14 protein-coding genes are annotated in these 18,769 nt (G+C 72.2%); 11 read left to right on the forward strand and 3 right to left on the reverse strand.

Annotated features, from left to right (window positions below; translation table 11 throughout):
• Nucleotides 1-45: 45 nt before the first annotated feature.
• Entirely contained in the window at nucleotides 46-1,050 is a 1,005-nt protein-coding gene (gene fgd, locus ACFPFQ_RS30610) for a glucose-6-phosphate dehydrogenase (coenzyme-F420) (RefSeq protein ID WP_379625031.1), read from the reverse strand.
• 165 nt (nucleotides 1,051-1,215) lie between these two features.
• Between fgd and ACFPFQ_RS30615 the strand changes: the two genes are divergently transcribed.
• The 3 genes from ACFPFQ_RS30615 (at nucleotide 1,216) to ACFPFQ_RS30625 (ending at nucleotide 5,797) form a co-directional block, all read left to right on the forward strand.
• Nucleotides 1,216-3,036, forward strand: coding sequence for an ABC transporter ATP-binding protein (locus ACFPFQ_RS30615; RefSeq protein WP_379625033.1), 1,821 nt, complete (start codon nucleotides 1,216-1,218; stop codon nucleotides 3,034-3,036).
• Nucleotides 3,033-4,901, forward strand: coding sequence for an ABC transporter ATP-binding protein (locus tag ACFPFQ_RS30620; RefSeq protein ID WP_379625035.1), 1,869 nt, complete (start codon nucleotides 3,033-3,035; stop codon nucleotides 4,899-4,901). Before ACFPFQ_RS30615 ends, ACFPFQ_RS30620 begins: the two co-directional genes overlap by 4 nt.
• Before the next feature lie 131 nt (nucleotides 4,902-5,032).
• On the forward strand, nucleotides 5,033-5,797 hold the full coding sequence (locus tag ACFPFQ_RS30625; RefSeq protein ID WP_379625037.1) for a GntR family transcriptional regulator: 765 nt from the start codon (nucleotides 5,033-5,035) through the stop codon (nucleotides 5,795-5,797).
• 99 nt (nucleotides 5,798-5,896) lie between these two features.
• Here the strand turns inward: ACFPFQ_RS30625 and ACFPFQ_RS30630 are convergent, their stop codons facing one another.
• Entirely contained in the window at nucleotides 5,897-6,880 is a 984-nt protein-coding gene (locus ACFPFQ_RS30630; protein ID WP_379625039.1) for an ArsR/SmtB family transcription factor, read from the reverse strand.
• Between the two features lie 57 nt (nucleotides 6,881-6,937).
• On the opposite strand from ACFPFQ_RS30630, the gene ACFPFQ_RS30635 reads away from it, so the two are divergent.
• The 3 genes from ACFPFQ_RS30635 (at nucleotide 6,938) to ACFPFQ_RS30645 (ending at nucleotide 10,646) form a co-directional block, all read left to right on the forward strand.
• The gene (locus ACFPFQ_RS30635; protein ID WP_379625041.1) at nucleotides 6,938-8,158 is read left to right on the forward strand and encodes a hypothetical protein; all 1,221 of its coding nucleotides are present in this window, start codon (nucleotides 6,938-6,940) and stop codon (nucleotides 8,156-8,158) included.
• A 64-nt stretch (nucleotides 8,159-8,222) separates the two neighbouring features.
• Nucleotides 8,223-10,055, forward strand: a complete 1,833-nt coding sequence (recQ, locus tag ACFPFQ_RS30640) for a DNA helicase RecQ (RefSeq protein WP_379625043.1) — start codon at nucleotides 8,223-8,225, stop codon at nucleotides 10,053-10,055.
• Nucleotides 10,056-10,208: 153 nt separating this feature from the next.
• Nucleotides 10,209-10,646 (forward strand): hypothetical protein, encoded by a 438-nt coding sequence (locus tag ACFPFQ_RS30645; protein ID WP_379625045.1) that lies wholly within the window; start codon nucleotides 10,209-10,211, stop codon nucleotides 10,644-10,646.
• 13 nt (nucleotides 10,647-10,659) lie between these two features.
• On the opposite strand, the gene ACFPFQ_RS30650 is transcribed toward ACFPFQ_RS30645, so the two are convergent.
• Nucleotides 10,660-13,137 carry a GcvT family protein gene (locus ACFPFQ_RS30650; protein WP_379625047.1) on the reverse strand — a complete coding sequence of 826 codons (2,478 nt, stop codon included), beginning with the start codon at nucleotides 13,135-13,137 and terminating at the stop codon, nucleotides 10,660-10,662.
• Nucleotides 13,138-13,189: 52 nt separating this feature from the next.
• Between ACFPFQ_RS30650 and ACFPFQ_RS30655 the strand changes: the two genes are divergently transcribed.
• The 5 genes from ACFPFQ_RS30655 to ACFPFQ_RS30675 all read left to right on the forward strand — a co-directional run bounded on the left by ACFPFQ_RS30655 (nucleotide 13,190) and on the right by ACFPFQ_RS30675 (nucleotide 18,693).
• A complete protein-coding gene (locus tag ACFPFQ_RS30655) occupies nucleotides 13,190-14,149 on the forward strand; it encodes a choline/ethanolamine kinase family protein (RefSeq protein ID WP_379625049.1) in 960 nt (319 codons plus the stop codon).
• Between the two features lie 14 nt (nucleotides 14,150-14,163).
• Complete coding sequence (locus tag ACFPFQ_RS30660) at nucleotides 14,164-15,735, forward strand: amino acid permease (protein WP_379625051.1); 1,572 nt, start codon at nucleotides 14,164-14,166, stop codon at nucleotides 15,733-15,735.
• A gap of 135 nt (nucleotides 15,736-15,870) precedes the next feature.
• A complete protein-coding gene (locus ACFPFQ_RS30665; RefSeq protein ID WP_379625490.1) occupies nucleotides 15,871-17,217 on the forward strand; it encodes a glutamine synthetase family protein in 1,347 nt (448 codons plus the stop codon).
• Nucleotides 17,198-17,935, forward strand: a complete 738-nt coding sequence (locus ACFPFQ_RS30670) for a gamma-glutamyl-gamma-aminobutyrate hydrolase family protein (protein WP_379625053.1) — start codon at nucleotides 17,198-17,200, stop codon at nucleotides 17,933-17,935. The genes ACFPFQ_RS30665 and ACFPFQ_RS30670 overlap by 20 nt, the downstream gene beginning before the upstream one ends.
• Nucleotides 17,932-18,693: a 3-oxoacyl-ACP reductase gene (locus ACFPFQ_RS30675; protein WP_379625055.1), complete on the forward strand. Its 762-nt coding sequence runs from the start codon at nucleotides 17,932-17,934 to the stop codon at nucleotides 18,691-18,693. Before ACFPFQ_RS30670 ends, ACFPFQ_RS30675 begins: the two co-directional genes overlap by 4 nt.
• Nucleotides 18,694-18,769: the final 76 nt, after the last annotated feature.

Genomic DNA, 18,769 nt, shown 5'->3' on the forward strand with positions numbered 1-18,769 from the left:
CCCCGTCGCTGCGACGGGGGCGTTCGGTCGTCCGGGGCCGGTGGCTCAGGCCAGCGCGCGCAGCTTCGGCAGCACGTCCTCGGCGAACTGGGTGAGGAACCGCTCCTGGTCGTTGCCCGGACCGTGGAACACGAGGTGGTTGAGCCCCGCATCCACGTACGGCTTGATCTGCGCGAGCGCCTCGTCCGGGTCCGACGCCACGATCCAGCGCTTCGCCACCTGCTCGATGGGCAGCTCGTCGGCGAGGCGCTCCATCTCCACCGCCGAGTCCACGCTGTGCTTCTGCTCGGGGGTCAGCGACAGCGGCGCCCAGAACCGCGTGTTCTCCAGCGCCTTCTCGGCGTCACGGTCGTAGGACATCTTGATCTCGATCATCCGGTCGACGTCGCCGGCGGTCTTGCCCGCCGCCTCGGCTCCCTCGATCACCGCCGGCATCAGCTTGTCGGTGTAGAGCTCCATGCCCTTGCCCGACGTGCAGATGAACCCGTCACCAGAGCGGCCCGCGTACTTCGCGACCTGCGGGCCGCCCGCCGCCACGTAGACCGGGATCGGCTGCTCGGGCTTGTCGTAGATCGTGGCGTTGACCGTCTTGTAGTACTCGCCGTCGAACGAGACGTCCTCGCCCGTCCACAGCTCCCGCATCAGCCGCACCGATTCCCGCAGCCGCGCGAAGCGCTCCTTGAACTCCGGCCACTCCCGACCCGAGACCGCGATCTCGTTGAGCGCCTCACCGCTGCCGACACCCAACATCACCCGGCCGGGATACAGCAGCCCCAGCGTCGCGAACGTCTGCGCCAGCACCGCCGGGTTGTAGCGGAACGTCGGCGTCAGCACCGACGTGCCCAGCATGATCCGCGAGGTGCGCTCCCCCACCGCCGTCAGCCAGGCCTGCGCGAACGGCGCGTGCCCACCCTCGTGGCGCCATGGCAGGAAGTGGTCCGACACGACCGCGCTGTCGAGCCCCAGCTCCTCGGCCCGCACCCCGAACTCCACCAGCTCCCGTGGCCCGAACTGCTCGGCCGACGCCTTGTACCCGATCCGTAGCCCCACGATCTCTGCCCCTTGCCCTCGTTGCGCTGTGTGCCGTCCCACCGCTCCACCGCCACCCTGCTCCATGCCGGTGGCTTGACCTTCACCCGGGTTCACCTCCGATGGTTCGGGGATGACGGAACTCGGATGCGTCGCGGCGATGAAGTTTCTACTCTCGGAACAACCATGACCATCGCTGATCATCCCGTTGCTGATCATTCGGCTGCGGCCGGCGGCGTCAGGCTCCGATCCCTGTACCGCCTCCGGCCCTTCGTCCATCCCCATCGTTACGCGCTGGCGGGAAGTGGTGTCGCCGCACTCGTCGCCACCCTCGCCGGCCTGGCCGTGCCGCTCGTCACGCGCACCATCGTCGACGGGCCGATCGCCCACGGCGATCTGTCGTCGCTGCCGTGGCTGGTGGTGGGAGCGCTCGGGCTCGGCGTCGTCGAGGCCGGGCTGATCTTCGTCCGCAGGATGCTGGTGGCGCGACCCGCCAACCAGATCGAGACGTCGATGCGCTCGGAGCTGTTCCACCACCTGCAGCGGCTGCCGGTGGCGTTCCACGACCGGTGGGCGTCGGGCCAGCTGCTGTCCCGGGCCACCACCGACCTCTCCACGATCCGGCTGTTCGTCGCGTTCGCCGGTATCTTCCTGATCGTCAACGCGCTGACGCTGCTCATCGGCCTCGGGGTGCTGGTCTGGCTCTCGCCGTGGCTCGGTCTGGTCGTGGCGGTCGCGGCCGTCCCGCTGATCGTCCTGACGCTGGCGCTCGAGCGCCGCTACTCCGCGGCAGCCCGCCTGGCCCAGGATCAGCAGGGCGACATCGCGACCATCGTCGAGGAGTCGGCGCTGGGCATCCGGGTGCTCAAGTCACTCGGTCGGGGCCGCTCGATCGCCAAGCAGTTCACGGCGCAGGCCCGCACGCTGCGCGGCACCGAGATGCTCAAGATCCGGCTGCTCGCAGCACTGTGGACGGTGCTCGTGCTGCTGCCGGAGGTCGCCATCGCCGCGGTGCTCGGGATCGGTGCCGCCAACGTCGCGCAGGGCACCCTCACGCTGGGCACCCTGGTGGCCGCCGTCAGCGTGCTGACGTTCCTGTACTGGCCGATCGCGTCGCTGGGCTGGCTGCTGGCCGAGGCGAGCAACGCGGCCGCGGCCACCACGCGCTACTTCGAGGTGCGCGACATCGCGCCCACCATCACCGCGCCCGAGCACGCCGTGGCGCTGCCGGTCCCGCTGCGCGGGGAGCTGGTGCTGCGCGACCTGCACTTCGCCTACCCGGGCAGCGATCGCGAGATCCTGCGCGGTGTCGACCTCACCGTCCGGCCCGGCGAGACGTTGGCGCTCGTCGGCGCCACCGGGTCGGGCAAGACCACGCTCACCGCGCTGGTCCCGCGGCTCTACGACGTCACCGGCGGCGCCGTGCTCCTCGACGGCGTCGACGTGCGCACCGTCGCGCTCCCCGAGCTGCGCCGTGCGGTCGCCACCGCGTTCGAGGACCCGGTGCTGATCTCGGCGAGCGTGCGCGAGAACGTCGCGCTGGGGGTGCCCGACGCCCCCGACGAGGCGATCTGGGAGGCGCTGCGCGTCGCCAGCGCCGACGGGTTCGTCGCGGCACTGCCGTGGGGGCTCGACACCCGCATCGGGGAGCAGGGCATGTCGCTCTCGGGCGGGCAGCGTCAGCGCCTGGCGCTGGCGCGCGCGGTCGTCGGTCACCCGCCGGTGCTGGTGCTCGACGACCCGCTCTCGGCGCTCGACGTCCACACCGAGGCCGAGGTGGAGGCGGCGCTGCGCCGCGTGCTGGGCGGGGTCACGGCACTGGTCGTCGCGCACCGGCCGTCCACCGTGCAGCTCGCCGACCGCGTCGCAATGCTGGCCGATGGCCGGATCGCGGCCGTCGGCATCCATTCCGAACTGCTCGCCACCGACCCGGACTACCGGGCGCTGGTGTCGAGCCTCGATGACGCCTCGGCGACGAGCATCAGTTCCGACGAGGTGACGGCATGACCACCACACCGGCCGACGCGCCGGACACGGACGCGCTCGCGGTCCAGCAGTGGCGGGGTCGCGGGCCCGACGACGAGGAGTCCGACGTCGTGTCGCTCGCCAGCGGGGTGCGGCTGCAGCGCCGGGCCCGGCGGCTGGTGGCCGAGCTGGTGCGCCCGCACCGCATGGCGATGCTCGCCGCGCTCGTGCTGCTCATCGCCGAGAACGCCGTCATGCTCGCCGGCCCGCTGCTCGTGGCCACCGCCATCGACGTGGGCGTCCCGGCCGCGATCAACGGGCAGCTCGCCCCGCTGGCCTGGTCCATCGCGGGCTACGCGGCCACCGGCATCGTCGGTGCGGGGCTGCGGGCGGCGTTCCTGGTGCTCTCGGGCCGGATCGGGCAGGACGTCCTGCTCGCCGTCCGGCGGCGGGTGTTCGCCCACGCGCAGCGGCTGTCGCTGGACTTCCACGAGTCCTACACGTCGGGCCGGATGATCTCGCGGCTCACCAGCGACGTCGACTCGCTCTCGGACATGCTCGAGAAGGGCCTCGACGGCCTGCTGGGCGCGGTCCTGTCACTGATCGGCATCACGACGCTGCTGCTGGTGCTCGACCCGGTGCTGGCCGCGGTCGTGCTCGCCGGGTTCGTCCCGCTCGTCTTCCTGACGCGCTGGTTCCAGCGGCGCTCCCGCGCGAGCTACCGTCGCACCCGCACCACCGTCGCACGGCTGATCGTGCACTTCGTCGAGTCCATGAACGGCATCCGCGCGGTGCAGGCCTACCGTCGCGAGGCCCGCAGCGAGCAGATCATGGACGGGCTCGGCAACGCCTACCGCGACGCCAACGCGAAGGCGTACCTCACGGTGGCCTGGTACGTGGGCTGGACCCGCTTCGTCGGCAACATGACGCTGGCGGTGGTGCTGCTGCTGGGCGGGCTGCGGGTGATCGACGGCGCGCTCGAGCTGGGGGCGCTCACCGCGTTCCTGCTCTACCTGCGCCGCTTCTACGACCCGCTCGACGAGATGGCGCAGTTCTTCAACTCCTACCAGTCCGCCGCGGCGGCGCTGGAGAAGCTGGCGTCGGTGCTCGACACGCCCCCGGACGTGCCCGCGCCGGCCAGCCCGGTGGCGCTGCCGTCGCCGGTGCGGGGCGAGCTGGTGTTCGACGAGGTGCGCTTCGCCTACAAGCGCGCCGCGGAGCGCACGATCCTGCCCGCGTTCACGCTGCACGTCCCGGCCGGGCAGACCATCGCACTCGTCGGTGCCACCGGCGCGGGCAAGTCCACGCTGGCCAAGCTGGCGGCGCGGTTCTACGACCCCACCGACGGCGCCGTCCGGCTCGGCGGGGTCGACCTGCGCGAGATCGACGACGCCGCACTGCGCACCGCGCTGGTGATGATCACGCAGGAGGCGTTCCTGTTCTCCGGTTCGGTGGCCGACAACATCGCGATGGGCCGTCCCGACGCGAGCCGCGCCGAGATCGTGGCCGCCGCGGAGGCGGTGGGCGCCCGCGGGTTCGTCGACGCGCTGCCCGACGGCTTCGACACCGACGTGCGCAAGCGCGGCGGGCGCCTGTCCGCCGGGCAGCGCCAGCTGGTGTCACTGGCGCGGGTGGTGCTCGCCGACCCGGCCGTGGTGCTGCTCGACGAGGCCACGTCCTCGCTCGACGTGCCGTCCGAGCGGGCGGTGCAGGCTGCGCTGGAGACGGTGCTGGCCGGACGCACGGCGCTGATCATCGCCCACCGGCTCTCGACGGTGCTGATCGCCGACCGGGTGCTGGTGATGGACGAGGGCCGGATCGTGCAGGACGGCTCGCCTGCGGCGCTGCTGGAGGGCGGTGGCGAGTTCGCCGACCTGCACGCGGCCTGGCGGGCGTCGCTGGCCTAGCGGTTCGGGGTTCGACCAGTGGGGTGACGTCGCCGGCGCCCAGCGTCAGCGATGTCGCTCCCTGGCCGTCCGGATGGGTGCCAACCGGCCGAAACCGGGCCCCGGCTGCCGTGTCGGCCTAGTCTGCAGGGGTGACCGTCGACCTGCTGGGTCGCACACCCGTCCTGCAGCGCCACCACGGCGTTCCGGCGCATGTGCAGATCGAGCGGTGGTTGCTGGCCCAGATCGCCGCGGGCGAGATCGTCACGGGCGATCGGCTGCCCGGTGAGCGCGTGCTCGCCGCCGCCCTGCGCGTCAGCCGCATGACGCTGCGCCAGGCCCTGGACGAGCTGGCCCGCCGCGGCGTGCTCGTGCGGCTGCCCGGGCGCCGCGGCGGTGCGTTCGTGGCCGAACCCAAGCTCGACTGCGACCTCACCGGCGTCGCCGGCTTCACCGAGCAGATGCGCCGCGCCGACCGCAGGGCCGGAGCCCGGGTCCTGTCGGCGCGCACCGTCGCCGCCGAGCCGCCGGTCGCCACCGCGCTGGGCCTGCCAGCGGGTGATCCCGTCCATGAGCTGGTGCGGGTGCGCGACGCCGACGGCACCGCGCTGGCGCTGGAGTGCTCGTGGCTGCCCGCGGCGCAGCTGCCGGGCCTGCTGGAGCGCCCGCTCACGGGGTCGCTCTACGACCTGCTCGGCCGCGGTTACGGGCTCGCGCCGCACACCGCCGTCGAGTACCTGGAGCCGGTCACGGCCGACGCCGCGGACGCCGCTGCGCTCGGTCTCCCGGTCGGCACGGCGCTGATGCAGGTGGAGCGCACGGCACACTCGGCAACGGGCGTGGCGGTGGAGTTCGCGCGCGACCGCTACCGCGCCGACAAGGTGCGCCTCATGATCCGCACCGAGGTCACCGGGTAGTCGAGGGCGAGCTCACGCACACCGTGAGGGGTCGGCGCACACCGTCCACGGTGTGCGTGATCCCCCGACGGTGTGCGTGAGCACGTTCCTCGTCGGGGGTCACCACCCACCCAGCGTCGCCCCCAGCGCCGTGCGCCGGTGCAGCACCTCCCGCCCGGCCCGGCGAGCCGTCACCAGCCCCGCGGCGCGCAGCACCCGCAGGTGCACCGAGGTGGTGGGCAGGCCCAGCCCGAGCCGGCGCGCCAGCGTGCTGGTGGACGCCTCCACGGCGAGCTCGGCCAGCAGCCGGGCCCGGGAGGTGCCCAGCAGCTCCCCCAGCGCACCGGCCGGGCGGGCCGGGCCGGGTGGCCACAGCGTGCCGACCCCGCGGGCCGGGTAGATGACGGTCGGCTGCCAGGGCGGGTCGGTCACAGCGATGACGTTCGGCCACGCGAACACGCTCGGCATCAGCACCAACCCGCGGCCACGGACGTCGTCGGTGAAGCCGTGGGCGGTGCCGCCGAAGCGCAGCACCCCGTCGGTCCACGACAGGTTGGCGTGCAGCCCGTCCAGTGCCGTGGCGAGCCCGGCACCGGCGAGGACGGCGGCGCGGTGGGCGATGTCGTCGGCGAGCAGGTCGTCGACGGCGGCCCAGTACGGCCGCACGAGGTGGTCCCAGCAGGTGCGCTGGGCCGCGACGACCCGCCGCAGCGTGGCCGCCGGGTCGGCGAGCAGCGCCCGCACCGCGACGGCGACGTGCGGTGCTGCGCGCGAGCTCGTCAGGCAGATGCGCAGCTCGCGCTCGACGACCTGGAGCGGGGTGGCGGCGACGGTGGCGAGGTCGTCGTCGACGGTGGTGGTCGGGCCCGTCGGGATCGGGATGAGGAAGTCGGGTGTGTAGCCGGGGGTGGGGATCAGCGGGGCCAGCTCCCGGGCCGCGGCGGCGACGGCCGCCCGGTCGACCGAGCGCAGCCAGAACAGGTGGAAGGCCTGGCGGCGCGGATCGCCGAGCGTCCGCAGCGCCTCCATGGTCTCCCACAACGGGGAGCGGGCGAAGCGCAGGCCCGCCACGTCGGCGGTGCCGAGCCGCAGTTCGAGGGGCACGTTTCGATCCTGCACGAAGTATGAGGAGATCGGCACCGGTGCGGCGAGGGTGACCCCGTGCCGACCTACCGCAGCGTGCTCCGCAACGGCGAGTTCCGCGCCGTGCTGGGCGCACACGTCGCCACGATGCTGGCGATCATCACCTCCGACGTGTCGCTGGCCGTGCTCGTGTTCCAGCGCACGCAGTCGCCCCTGCTCGCCGCCGTGACGTTCGCGATCGGGTTCGTGCCGATGGGTGTCGGGGCGGTGTTCCTCGCCGGGGTCGGCCGGCGGCGCCCCAGCCGGGACGTCCTCGTCGCCTGCTCGGCGGCCGTGGCCTGCCTCGTCGCGGTGATGGCGGTGCCGGGCCTGCCGGTGCCGCTGGTGCTGGGGCTGCTCGCCGTCAAGGGCCTCATCGACCCGATCTTCAGCGGGGTGCGCGCGGCGACCCTGCCCGAGCTGCTGGGCGACGACGGCTTCGCGATCGGCCGCTCGTTGCTGCGGCTGGTGTCGCAGAACGCGCAGTTCGCCGGGTTCGCCGCGGGCGGGGTCGCGCTGGTGTTCGTCACGCCCAGCCAGGCACTGGCCGCGGCCGCCTGCGGGCACGCCCTCGCCGCGACGGTGCTGCTGCTCGGCACCCGGCGCCGCCGACCGGTGGCCACCGCCGCGGCGGCGCGCGGTCCGATCGCCGGTATCCGGGCGCTGCTGGCCGTTCCCGGCATCCGGCCCCTGATGGCGATGTTCTGGCTGCCCGGGTTCTTCGCGGTCGCACCGGAGGCGCTGGCCGTGCCCTACGCGCAGGTGCTGGGTGGCGGGAGCGTCGCGGTGGGCCTGCTGCTCACGGGGCTGCCGGCGGGCGCCGTGCTCGGCGAGCTGCTCACCGGGTCGCTGATGCGGCCGGCGCAGCGGGTGCGGTGGCTCGTCCCGGTGGCCGTAGCGGGGTTCGTCCCGGTGCTCGGGTACGCCTTCGCGCCACCGCTGGCCGTGACGATCACGCTGCTCGTGGTGGCGGGCGCCGGGATGAGCTACCTGATCGGTCTCGACCAGCTCGCCGTCGCCGCGATCGACGAGGACGCCCGCCGGCAGGCCTTCACCGTGCTCACCGCCGGGAACATGGTGACGCAGGGACTCGGCTTCGCCGCGGCGGGGGCGCTCGCGGAGTGGCTCCCGGTGCCGGCGGCGGTGCCGCTGCTCGCCGCCACCGGCCTGACCGTGACGCTGCTGGCCGGGCGGCATCTCCGCCGCACCCACCCGCTCCCCGTCGAGAACGACGTTGCCATGATCATCGAGCCCTGTTGATCACGACAACGTCGTTCTCGACGGGCGTGCCGGCGCTGTCGGGGCCCCCGCCTACGATCGGGGCGTGGCTCTCCCCGACACCGCCTCGGCTCCCCTCGACGTGCTCAAGCGGGTGTTCGGCTACGCCGCCTTCCGGGGCGAGCAGGCCGCCATCGTCGAGCACGTCAGCGCGGGCGGGGATGCGCTCGTCCTGATGCCCACCGGCGGGGGCAAGTCGCTGTGCTACCAGATCCCCGCGCTCGTCCGCGAGGGTGTCGGCGTCGTCGTGTCGCCGCTCATCGCGCTGATGCAGGATCAGGTCGACGCGCTGCTCGCGCTCGGCGTCCGCGCCGGGTTCCTCAACTCCACGCAGGATCTCGACGAGCGCCGCGCGGTCGAGGCCGCCTTCGTCGCCGGCGAGCTCGACCTGCTCTACCTCGCCCCCGAGCGGCTGCGCGTCGAGTCCACGCTGCGCCTGCTCGACCGCGGGAAGATCGCCCTGTTCGCCATCGACGAGGCCCACTGCGTCGCCCAGTGGGGCCACGACTTCCGGCCCGACTACCTGGCCCTCTCGGAGCTGCACGAGCGCTGGCCCGACGTCCCCCGCATCGCGCTCACGGCCACCGCCACCGAGGCCACGCACACCGAGATCGCCAGCCGGCTCAACCTGCGCGAGGAGTCGGGGGCGCGCCACTTCGTCGCGAGCTTCGACCGGCCCAACATCCAGTACCGCATCGCGCCGAAGAACGAGCCGCGCCGCCAGCTGCTGGAGCTGCTGCGCACCGAGCACCCCGGCGACGCCGGCATCGTCTACTGCCTCTCGCGCAAGTCCGTGGAGCAGACGGCCGAGTTCCTCGTCACGCAGGGCATCACCGCGCTGCCCTACCACGCGGGCCTCGACACGCGGGTCCGCGCGCGCAACCAGTCGCGGTTCCTGCGCGAGGACGGCATCGTCATGGTCGCCACCATCGCGTTCGGCATGGGCATCGACAAGCCCGACGTGCGGTTCGTCGCCCACCTCGACCTGCCGAAGTCCGTGGAGGGCTACTACCAGGAGACGGGCCGCGCGGGCCGCGACGGGCAGCCCTCCACCGCGTGGCTGGCCTACGGCCTCTCCGACGTCGTGCAGCAGCGCAAGATGATCAACGAGTCCGAGGGCGACCGGGCTCACCGCCAGCGGCTGGGCCAGCACCTCGACGCGATGCTCGCGCTGTGCGAGACGGTCTCGTGCCGGCGCGTGCAGCTGCTCAACTACTTCGGCCAGCGCGGCGAGGCGTGCGGCAACTGCGACACGTGCCTGTCGCCACCCGAGTCGTGGGACGGCACCGTGGCAGCCCAGAAGGTGCTCTCCACGGTCTTCCGGCTCGACCGCGAGCGCGGCCAGAAGTTCGGGGCGGGGCAGATCGTCGACATCCTGCTGGGCAAGCGCACCCCCAAGGTCGAGCAGTTCGACCACCACTCGCTCACGGTGTTCGGGGTGGGCACCGAGCTCGCCGAGGGCGAGTGGCGCGGGGTGGTGCGCCAGATGCTCGCGCAGGGCCTGCTCGCGGTCGAGGGCACCTACCAGACGTTCGTGCTCACCGAGCCCGGCCGCGTCGTGATGCGGGGCGAGCAGGAGGTGCGGCTGCGCCGCGATCCGGAGAAGACCGCCCGCTCCCGCACCCGGTCGTCGAAGGCGCCGCAGGTGGAGCTCCCGGCGGGCGCCGCGCCGGTGTTCGAGCGCCTGCGGGCGTGGCGGGGTGCCACGGCCAAGGAACAGGGCGTGCCGGCCTACGTGATCTTCCACGACGCCACCCTGCGCGAGATCGCCACGCGGGCGCCCTCGTCGCTGGCCGAGCTGGGCACCGTCAGCGGGGTGGGCGAGAACAAGCTCGCGAAGTACGGTCAGGGCGTGCTCGACACGCTCGCAGAGGATTGAGCGTCGAGGAATAGGCGCACCCGTCCGGCTGATCCGCCCGCGCCCGACGGTCACCGTTGGTGATCCCCCTGCGGGCTCCGCGACAGCGCGCTGACACGATGTTCGCCGATGCCGCGCGACTCCCCGGCGCGGGCCGACCTCCCGGAGGCACCCATGTCTCGTTCCCGCATGCCGCGCCACGTGCTGGCCGCCACCGCGCTCGTCCCGCTCGCGCTGGCGCTGACCGCCGGCTGTGGCGCGGCCACGACAGCCGGCAACCCGCTCGCCGCCGGCGGGGCGTCCTCTGCCGCCGCGCCCACCACGTCTCCCAACGCGGCGTTCTGCAGCGCCATCGCGCAGCTCGGGGTGCAGACCAAGCAGATCACCAGCAAGCCCAAGCTGGCGGCGATCGACTTCCTCAACGTCGCCGATGCCTACGACAAGGTCGCCGCCGTGGCACCGCCGGAGCTCAAGGCCGGGCTCGCCACCGTCTCGCGCGACTACCGCATGGTCGGGCGCGGTGACGTGGTGCTGGCCAAGGTCAGCCCCGAGATCGAGAAGAACATCAAGGACCTCACGGCCGCCACCACCCAGATCTGCGTGGCGAAGTAGCGGGCCGGGAAGCTCAGGCCTTCACCCGCTCCGCCTTCGGGTCGTAGAGCGGGCTGCGGGCCACCTCGGCGCCGATCCACGTGCCGTCCACGGCCACCTCGACGCGCCCGCCGAACGCCGCCGCACCCGCCGGGAGGTAGGCGTAGGCGATCGAGCGCGCCACCGTGTAGCCGTATCCACCGGTGCGCACCTGTGCCACCACGTCGCTCCCGTCCACCCGGACGGGCTCCCCGCCCAGTGCCACCGCCCGCGGGTCGTCGAGCACGAGGCAGCGCAGGCGGCGCGTGATCCCGGCGGCGCGGTGGCGCTCCAGCGCCGCGCGGCCGACGAAGTCGCCCGCACCCGACAGCGGGCGCACCGCGAAGGCGAGCCCGGCCTCGTCGGGGGTGGTCTCGGGGCCGATGTCGCCGCTCCAGACCCGGTAGCCCTTCTCCAGGCGCAGGCTGTCGATCGCGCGGTAGCCGCCAGGGCGGGCACCGGTGGCGGCCAGCGTGCGCCACAGCGCCGCGCCGTACTCGGTGGAGCAGTACAGCTCCCAGCCCAGCTCCCCCACGAACGTCACCCGCAGCGCCCGCACCGGGACGTCGCCGACGGTGATCTCACGCATCGACGGGTAGGGGAAGTCGGCGTTGGCCAGCGACGCCGGGGTGAGCGGGGCGAGCAGCTCGCGCGCCTGCGGGCCCCAGATCCCGAAGCAGGCCCAGGCACCGGTGACATCGACGATCCGGACGTCGGCGCCGGTGAGCCGGGCCTGTCGGCGCAGCCAGCCGATGTCGTGCTGCCCGAACGCCGTGCCGGTGACCACCATGAACTCGGCCGCACCCACCCGCGTGACGGTGACGTCGCACTCGATGCCACCGCGCTCGTTGAGCGCCTGGGTGTAGACGACCGCACCGGGCGGACGGTCCAGGTCACCCGCGAAGACGTGCGCGACGAACGCTGCCGCGCCCGCACCCGTGATCTCGATCTTCGAGAAGGACGTCTCGTCGAAGATCCCGGCCGCCTCGCGGACGGCGACGTGCTCGGTCTCGACGCACGGCGACCAGTGCCGCCCGGCCCAGCCGCCGGGGCGCAGCGCCTCGCCGCCCCCCCGGCCAGCGGGCAGCGCGGAGTAGTGGTTGACGCGCTCCCAGCCCGCCTTCTCCCCGAACACCGCGCCGTTGGCGGCGTGCCACGGGTAGGCGGGTGAGGTGCGCAGCGGGCGGCCGGCGGTGCGTTCCGCTGCCGGGTAGCGGATGTCGTAGTAGCTCTCGTAGTTCTCGACGGTGCGCGCCAGGGTGTAGCCCGGCGAGCGATAGTGCGCGCCGAAGCGACGCACGTCCATGTGCCACAGGTCCATGCCGGGATCGCCGTCCAGGATCCACGCGGCCAGCACCTGTCCGATGCCGCCTGCGCCCGCGATGCCGTGCGCGCAGAACCCGGCGGCGACGAAGAACCCGGCCACCTCGGTCTCGCCGAGGCAGAACTCGTTGTCGGGGGTGAACGCCTCCGGCCCGTTGATCATGCTGGCCACGCCGACCTCGGCCAGTACCGGCACCCGGACCTGCGCGTTCTCGACGATCTCGGTGAAACGGTCCCAGTCGGGCGCCAGCAGCTTGCCGTTGAAGTCGGCCGGCACGGCGTCGTAGGAGGTGGCCGACGCGGTCCACGGCGCGGAGTCGCGTTCGTAGCCACCCATCACCAGCCCGTCGATCTCCTGGCGGTAGTAGACGAGCAGGTCCGGGTCGCGCAGCGAGGGCAGCGTCCGGCCGGCGGGCAGCGAGCCGGCCGGCAGCGGCGCCGTCACCACGTACTGGTGCGACATCGGCACCACCGGGATCCGGACGTCGACCAGCCGCGCGATCTCCGCGGCGAACATCCCGCCGCAGTCCACCACCACGTCGCACTCGACGTCGCCACGATCGGTACGGACGCCGGTGATGCGACGGCCCTGCGCGCCCGCCACCGTGGTGATCGCGGTCACGCGCGTCTGCTGCGCGATCGTGACCCCCGCCTTGCGCGCCATCGCGGCGAGCGCGTAGCACAGCCGCGCCGGGTCGACCTGGCCGTCGGTGGGCGTGTACGCGGCGCCGAGCACGCCCTCGATGCTGATGAGCGGGAACAGGTCGCGGGCCTGCTCCGCCGAGATCAGCTCCAGCGGCAGGCCGGCCCGCTGCGCCCATCCGTGCTGGCGGCGGATCTCCTCCAGCCGCTGCGGCGAGGACGCGAGCTTGATCGAGCCCGACCCCACCCAGCCCGGCGCGTGCTCGGTGCGCTCCAGCTCCCGGTACAGCTGCGCCGACCAGACGTTCATCCGGGTGAGGGCGGGATCGGACCGCAGCTGCCCGACGAGGCCCGCCGAGTGGAACGTGGAGCCGCTGGTGAGCTCGGAGCGTTCGATCAGCAGGACGTCGGTCTCACCCCGTTCGGCGAGGTGATGTGCGACGCTCGCACCGCCGACCCCACCTCCGATGATCACGATTCGGGCTCGGTCGGGGAGCACGTCCACCATGGCTCGAGCCTACGGTCTAGACCGTTCGTGGCGCGAGCCATACCCTGCACCGATGGAGTACCCGGCCACGGCACTCGGCCCCGAGACCGAGCCCGGATCAGGCACCGGCACCGACGCCGGGATCGACGCACTCCTCGACTCCATCGCTGCCACCGCACGACGTCCGCGCACCGTCGTCGACCTGCCCGGCGGGCTCACCAACCGCAACCTCAAGGTCACCAACGCCACGGGCACCGCCGTGGTGCGCATCCCCGCGGGCGGGCCCTCCCTGCTGGGCATCGACCGCGATCAGGAGCACGTCAACTCCGTGGCGGCGGCCGCCTCCGGGGTCGGTCCCCGGGTCCTGCACTACCGCCCGGGAGAAGGGATCGCCGTCGAGTTCGTGCCCGGACGCACGCTCACCGACGACGACCTGCATGATCACGCGGTACTCGGACGGGTGGCTGCCGCATGCCGGCAGCTGCACGCCGGTCCACGGTTCAGCGGCGAGTTCGACATGTTCGCCGTCACACAGCGTTACCGCGGCATCGTCGCCGAGCACGGCTTCCGCCTGCCACCCCGCTACGACGAGTTCGCCCCCGTCGTCGAGCGGATCCGGCAGGCGCTCGGGCCGCGCACGCACACGGTGCCGTGCAACAACGACCTGCTCGCCGCCAACCTGCTCGACGATGGCGAACGGGTCCGCATCATCGACTACGAGTACTCCGGCAACAACGATCCCTGCTTCGAACTGGGCAACATCTGGAGCGAGGCCGCGTTGCCGAACCCCCTGCTCGACGTGCTCGTCACGGCCTACTTCGGGCGCCCACGCCCGTCCCAGGTGGCACGGGCGCGACTGTTCGGGCTCGTCGCGAAGTACGGCTGGACGGCGTGGGCGTCGATCCAGGAGGGCTCGAGTCCGATCGAGTTCGACTTCTGGTCGTGGGGGATGGAGAAGTACGACCGCGCCATCGCAGAGTTCGACGGGGACGATCTCGAGCACCTGCTCGTGACGGCCCGGCGAGCCGACTGATCCGGAGAGGCACCATGGCCGCCAACGACACGTCCGCCGCCGAGAGCGACGAGGCCCTCCTGCACCGCCTGGGCTACGCCCAGGTGCTCTACCGCGAGATGGGCGGGTTCTCGAACTTCGCCATCTCGTTCACCATCATCTCGATCCTCGCCGGCTGCCTGACCTCCTACTCGATCGCGTGGAACAACGGCGGCCCGGTCGCGATCACCTGGGGCTGGCTGCTCGTCGGCGCCTTCTGCGTGCTGGTGGCGCTGGCCATGGGTGAGATCGCCTCCGCGATGCCGACCGCAGGTGCCCTCTACTTCTGGGCGTCCAAGCTGGGTGGGCCCGCGTGGGGCTGGTTCACCGGCTGGTTCAACCTGGTGGGCCAGATCGCCGTCACCGCGGCCATCGACTACGGCGCGGCGACGTTCACGACCGCGCTGCTGAACCTGTGGCTGCCCGACGTGATCGGCACCGACACCGGCGCCATCTTCATCACCTTCACCGTGATCATGGCGCTGCACCTGGCGATCAACCTGCTGGGCGTCAACCTGCTCGGCAAGCTCAACACGATCTCCGCCTGGTGGCACATGGTCGGTGTGGCCGTCATCGTCGTGGTACTCGCGATCGTGCCGGAGCACCACCAGTCGGTCGGCTTCGTGTTCGGCCAGACGATCAACAACTCCGGGTTCGGCGGTGACGGTTTCGGCCAGATCTCCTTCTGGTTCGTCTTCGGCATCGGGCTGCTCATGGCGCAGTACACCGTCACCGGGTACGACGCCTCGGCGCACATGAGCGAGGAGACCCGGTCCGCGTCGCGCACCGCGGCCATCGGCATGGTCATGGCCGTCGTGGCCTCGGTGGTCTTCGGGTTCGTCCTGCTGGTCGCCATCACCTTCGCCGTCACCGACATCAACGGCACCACCGCGGCGGGCGCCAACGCCGTGGTCTACATCTGGACGTCGTCGCTGGGTGACACGCTCGCCGAGTTCCTGCTGCTGATCGCGGTGATCGCGCAGTTCTTCTGCGGCACCGCGTCGGTCACGGCCGCCTCGCGCATGCTGTTCGCGTTCTCCCGCGACGGGGCCGTGCCGTTCTCGAAGACCTGGCGCAAGGTGGCGGCCAACCGCGTCCCGGTCAACGCCGTGATCATCATCGCCGCGCTGTCGTGGGCGCTGATGATCCCGACGCTCGCCAACGGGATCATCGGCTACCAGGTGGGCACGTCGATCGCCGTGATCGGGCTCTACATCGCGTTCGCGCTGCCGATCATCCTGCGCATCAAGGCGGGCGACTCGTTCGAGCACGGCGCCTGGAGCCTCGGCAGGCACTACAAGTGGATCGCGCCGCTCTCGGTGATCTGGATCGGCATCGTCTGCATCCTGTTCCTGATGCCGACCACACCGAAGAGCGTGCCGTGGAGCGCCGAGTTCAGCTGGGAGGCCCTCAACTACGCGCCGATCACGGTCGGCGCCGCGCTGATCGGCTTCGGCGGCTGGTACCTGATCTCGGCGAAGAAGTGGTTCACCGGTCCCGTCCGCGAGGCCGGCAGCGCCGAGGAGCTCAGGAGCATCGAGCAGCAGCTCGAGGCGGAAGCGACCTGATCAGCCACCCGCGGACGCGTCCGAGGTAGCGTCGCGGCGATGACGCCCGGCAGGCGATCAGCCTGCCGGGCGTTCCTACTCGTGGAGGGACGACGACATGGGCACCGAGGTGAGCGAGTGAGGGCGCTGCGCGGAATGCTGAGCCTGGAGCAGCTGCGCGTGCACGTCGGGGAAGGCACGATCGACACGGTGCTCGTGGTGTTCACCGACATGCAGGGGCGGCTGCAGGGCAAGCGCACCGACGCCCAGTTCTTCCTCGACGAGGTCGTGCCGCACGCGTCGGAGGCCTGCAACTACCTGCTCGCCGTCGACGTCGAGATGAACACGGTGCCGGGCTACGCCATGTCGAGCTGGGAGCGCGGCTACGGCGACTTCGTGCTGCGCCCCGACATGGCGACGCTGCGCATGGTGCCTTGGCACGAGGCCACCGCGCTGGTGCTGTGCGACGCGCTGTGGGCCGACGGCTCCCCGGTCGTGGCCTCGCCGCGCCAGATCCTCAAGGGCCAGCTCGACCGCCTCGCCGAGCACGGCCTGGTGGCCGACGTCGGCACCGAGCTCGAGTTCAACCTGTTCGCCGACTCGTTCGACACGGCGCTGCGCAAGGGCTACCAGAACCTGGAGCCCGCCAACCTCTACAACGTGGACTACTCGATACTCGGCACGTCCCGGGTCGAGCCGCTGCTGCGGCGCATCCGCAACGGCATGACCGGCGCCGGCATGATCGTCGAGTCGGCCAAGGGCGAGTGCAACCTCGGGCAGCACGAGATCGCGTTCCGCTACAGCGACGCCCTCACCACCTGCGACAACCACTCGATCTACAAGACCGGCGCCAAGGAGATCGCGGACCAGGCCGGCATGGCGCTGTCGTTCATGGCGAAGTACGACGAGCGCGAGGGCAACTCGTGCCACATCCACATCTCGTTGCGCTCCCCCGAACACGGCGCCGTGTTCGCCGGGGACGGGGAGCATGGCTTCTCGCCGCTGTTCGCCAGCTTCGTGGCCGGCCAACAGGCCTGCCTGCGCGAGCTCACCTACCTCTTCGCGCCCAACATCAACTCCTACAAGCGCTACGCCGAGGGCAGCTTCGCCCCGACGGCCGTCGCGTGGGGCCTGGACAACCGCTCCTGCTCCCTGCGGGTCGTCGGCCACGGGCCGGGGCTGCGCGTGGAGAACCGGGTGCCCGGCGGCGACATGAACCCCTACCTCGGCGTCGCGGCGCTCATCGCCGCCGGCCTGCACGGCATCGAGAACGAGCTGCCGCTGGGTCCGCCGCTGGAGGGCAACGCCTACACCTCCGACGCACCACGCGTGCCGTCCACGCTGCGGGAGGCTGCCGAGCTGTTCGCCGCGTCCACCGTCGCTGTGGACGCGTTCGGGCAGGAGGTTGTCGAGCACTACAGCAATGCGGCGCGGGTGGAGCTCTCCGCGTTCGACGCCGCCGTCACCGACTGGGAGCGCAAGCGTGGGTTCGAACGGCTCTAGCTCGCGGCCTCGCAAGCCACTGATCGGCCTGACCGCGTACGGCGAGCGGGCCGCGTTCGGGGTCTGGGACCTCGCGGCGGTGCTGCTCCCCCGCACCTACACCGACCAGATCGTCGCCGCGGGCGCCCTTCCCGTGCTGCTGCCCCCGCTGGTCGAGTCCGCCGATGCCGTGGAGCGGCTCGACGCCGTGGTGCTCACCGGCGGACCCGACGTCGCCCCGCACCGCTATGGGGCCGACCCGCTGCCGACCACCGGCGCCCCCCGCCCCGAGCGCGACGCGGCGGAGCTCGCGGTGCTGGCCAGGGCGTTGGAGCTCGGCAAGCCGGTACTGGCCGTGTGTCGCGGGATGCAGATCCTCAACACCGGCCTGGGCGGCACGCTCGAGCAGCACGTCCCCGACGTCGTCGGCCACACCGGGCACAACCCGGCGCCGGGCGTGTTCGGCACCACGACCATCACGCTCGACCCCGACACCGTCGTCGGTACCGCGCTCGGTCCGGCGGTCGCCGGGCGCTGCCACCACCACCAGGCGATCTCGCGCCTCGCCGAGGGCCTGGTCGTCACCGGGCGCGCGGGCGACGGCACCATCGAAGCCGTCGAACACTCCGGAACCACGTTCGTCGTCGGCGTCCAGTGGCATCCGGAGCAGGACGATCCGCGGCTGTTCACGGCACTCGCCGCAGCCGCATCCCCATCCAGGACGAGGGAGACAGCGTGAGGTTCGACGGGAAGGTCGCCGTGATCACCGGCGGCGGGTCCGGCATCGGGCTCGCCACCGCACGGCGGCTGGCCAGCGAGGGTGCCAAGGTCGTGGTCGCCGACATCGACGACACCACCGGCAAGGCCGCGGCCGACGAGGTCGGCGGGCTCCACGTCCGCACGGACGTGACGTCGGAGACCGACGTCGAGGCGCTCTACGCGGCGGCGGCGCAGGCCTACGGCTCGGTCGACGTGGCGTTCAACAACGCCGGCATCTCCCCGCCCGACGACGACTCCATCCTCACCACCGGGCTCGACGCCTGGCGGCGCGTGCAGGAGGTCAACCTGACCTCGGTGTACCTGTGCTGCAAGGCGGCCATCCCGTACATGCAGCGCCAGGGTGGCGGCTCGATCGTCAACACCGCGTCGTTCGTGGCCGTGATGGGCGCCGCGACCTCGCAGATCTCCTACACCGCGTCCAAGGGCGGGGTGCTGGCGATGTCACGGGAGCTGGGCGTCCAGTTCGCCCGGGAGAACATCCGGGTCAACGCGCTGTGCCCCGGGCCGGTCGACACTCCCCTGCTGCAGGAGCTCTTCGCCGCCGACCCCGAGCGCGCACAGCGCCGGCTGGTGCACATCCCGATGGGCCGCTTCGCCCGGCCCGACGAGATCGCCGCCACCGTGGCGTTCCTGGCCAGCGACGACGCCAGCTTCATCACCGCCTCCACCTTCCTGGTGGACGGTGGGATCTCCGGGGCCTACGTCACCCCGCAGTAGCCCCGCTCGCACACACCGCCGCGCCACCGCACACACCGCACACGGTGTGTGCGGTGCCCCGCGAGTGTGTGCGAGC

Source organism: Pseudonocardia sp. GCM10023141 (assembly GCF_042653605.1).

Excerpts from the sequence above, each read along its gene's own strand:
- ACFPFQ_RS30615 (WP_379625033.1), top strand. The coding sequence starts at position 1,216 with ATGACCATCGCTGATCATCCCGTTGCTGATCATTCGGCTGCGGCCGGC.
- ACFPFQ_RS30620 (WP_379625035.1), top strand. The coding sequence starts at position 3,033 with ATGACCACCACACCGGCCGACGCGCCGGACACGGACGCGCTCGCGGTC.
- ACFPFQ_RS30645 (WP_379625045.1), top strand. The coding sequence starts at position 10,209 with ATGTCTCGTTCCCGCATGCCGCGCCACGTGCTGGCCGCCACCGCGCTC.
- ACFPFQ_RS30650 (WP_379625047.1), bottom strand. The coding sequence starts at position 13,137 with ATGGTGGACGTGCTCCCCGACCGAGCCCGAATCGTGATCATCGGAGGT.
- ACFPFQ_RS30655 (WP_379625049.1), top strand. The coding sequence starts at position 13,190 with ATGGAGTACCCGGCCACGGCACTCGGCCCCGAGACCGAGCCCGGATCA.
- ACFPFQ_RS30660 (WP_379625051.1), top strand. The coding sequence starts at position 14,164 with ATGGCCGCCAACGACACGTCCGCCGCCGAGAGCGACGAGGCCCTCCTG.
- ACFPFQ_RS30665 (WP_379625490.1), top strand. The coding sequence starts at position 15,871 with ATGCTGAGCCTGGAGCAGCTGCGCGTGCACGTCGGGGAAGGCACGATC.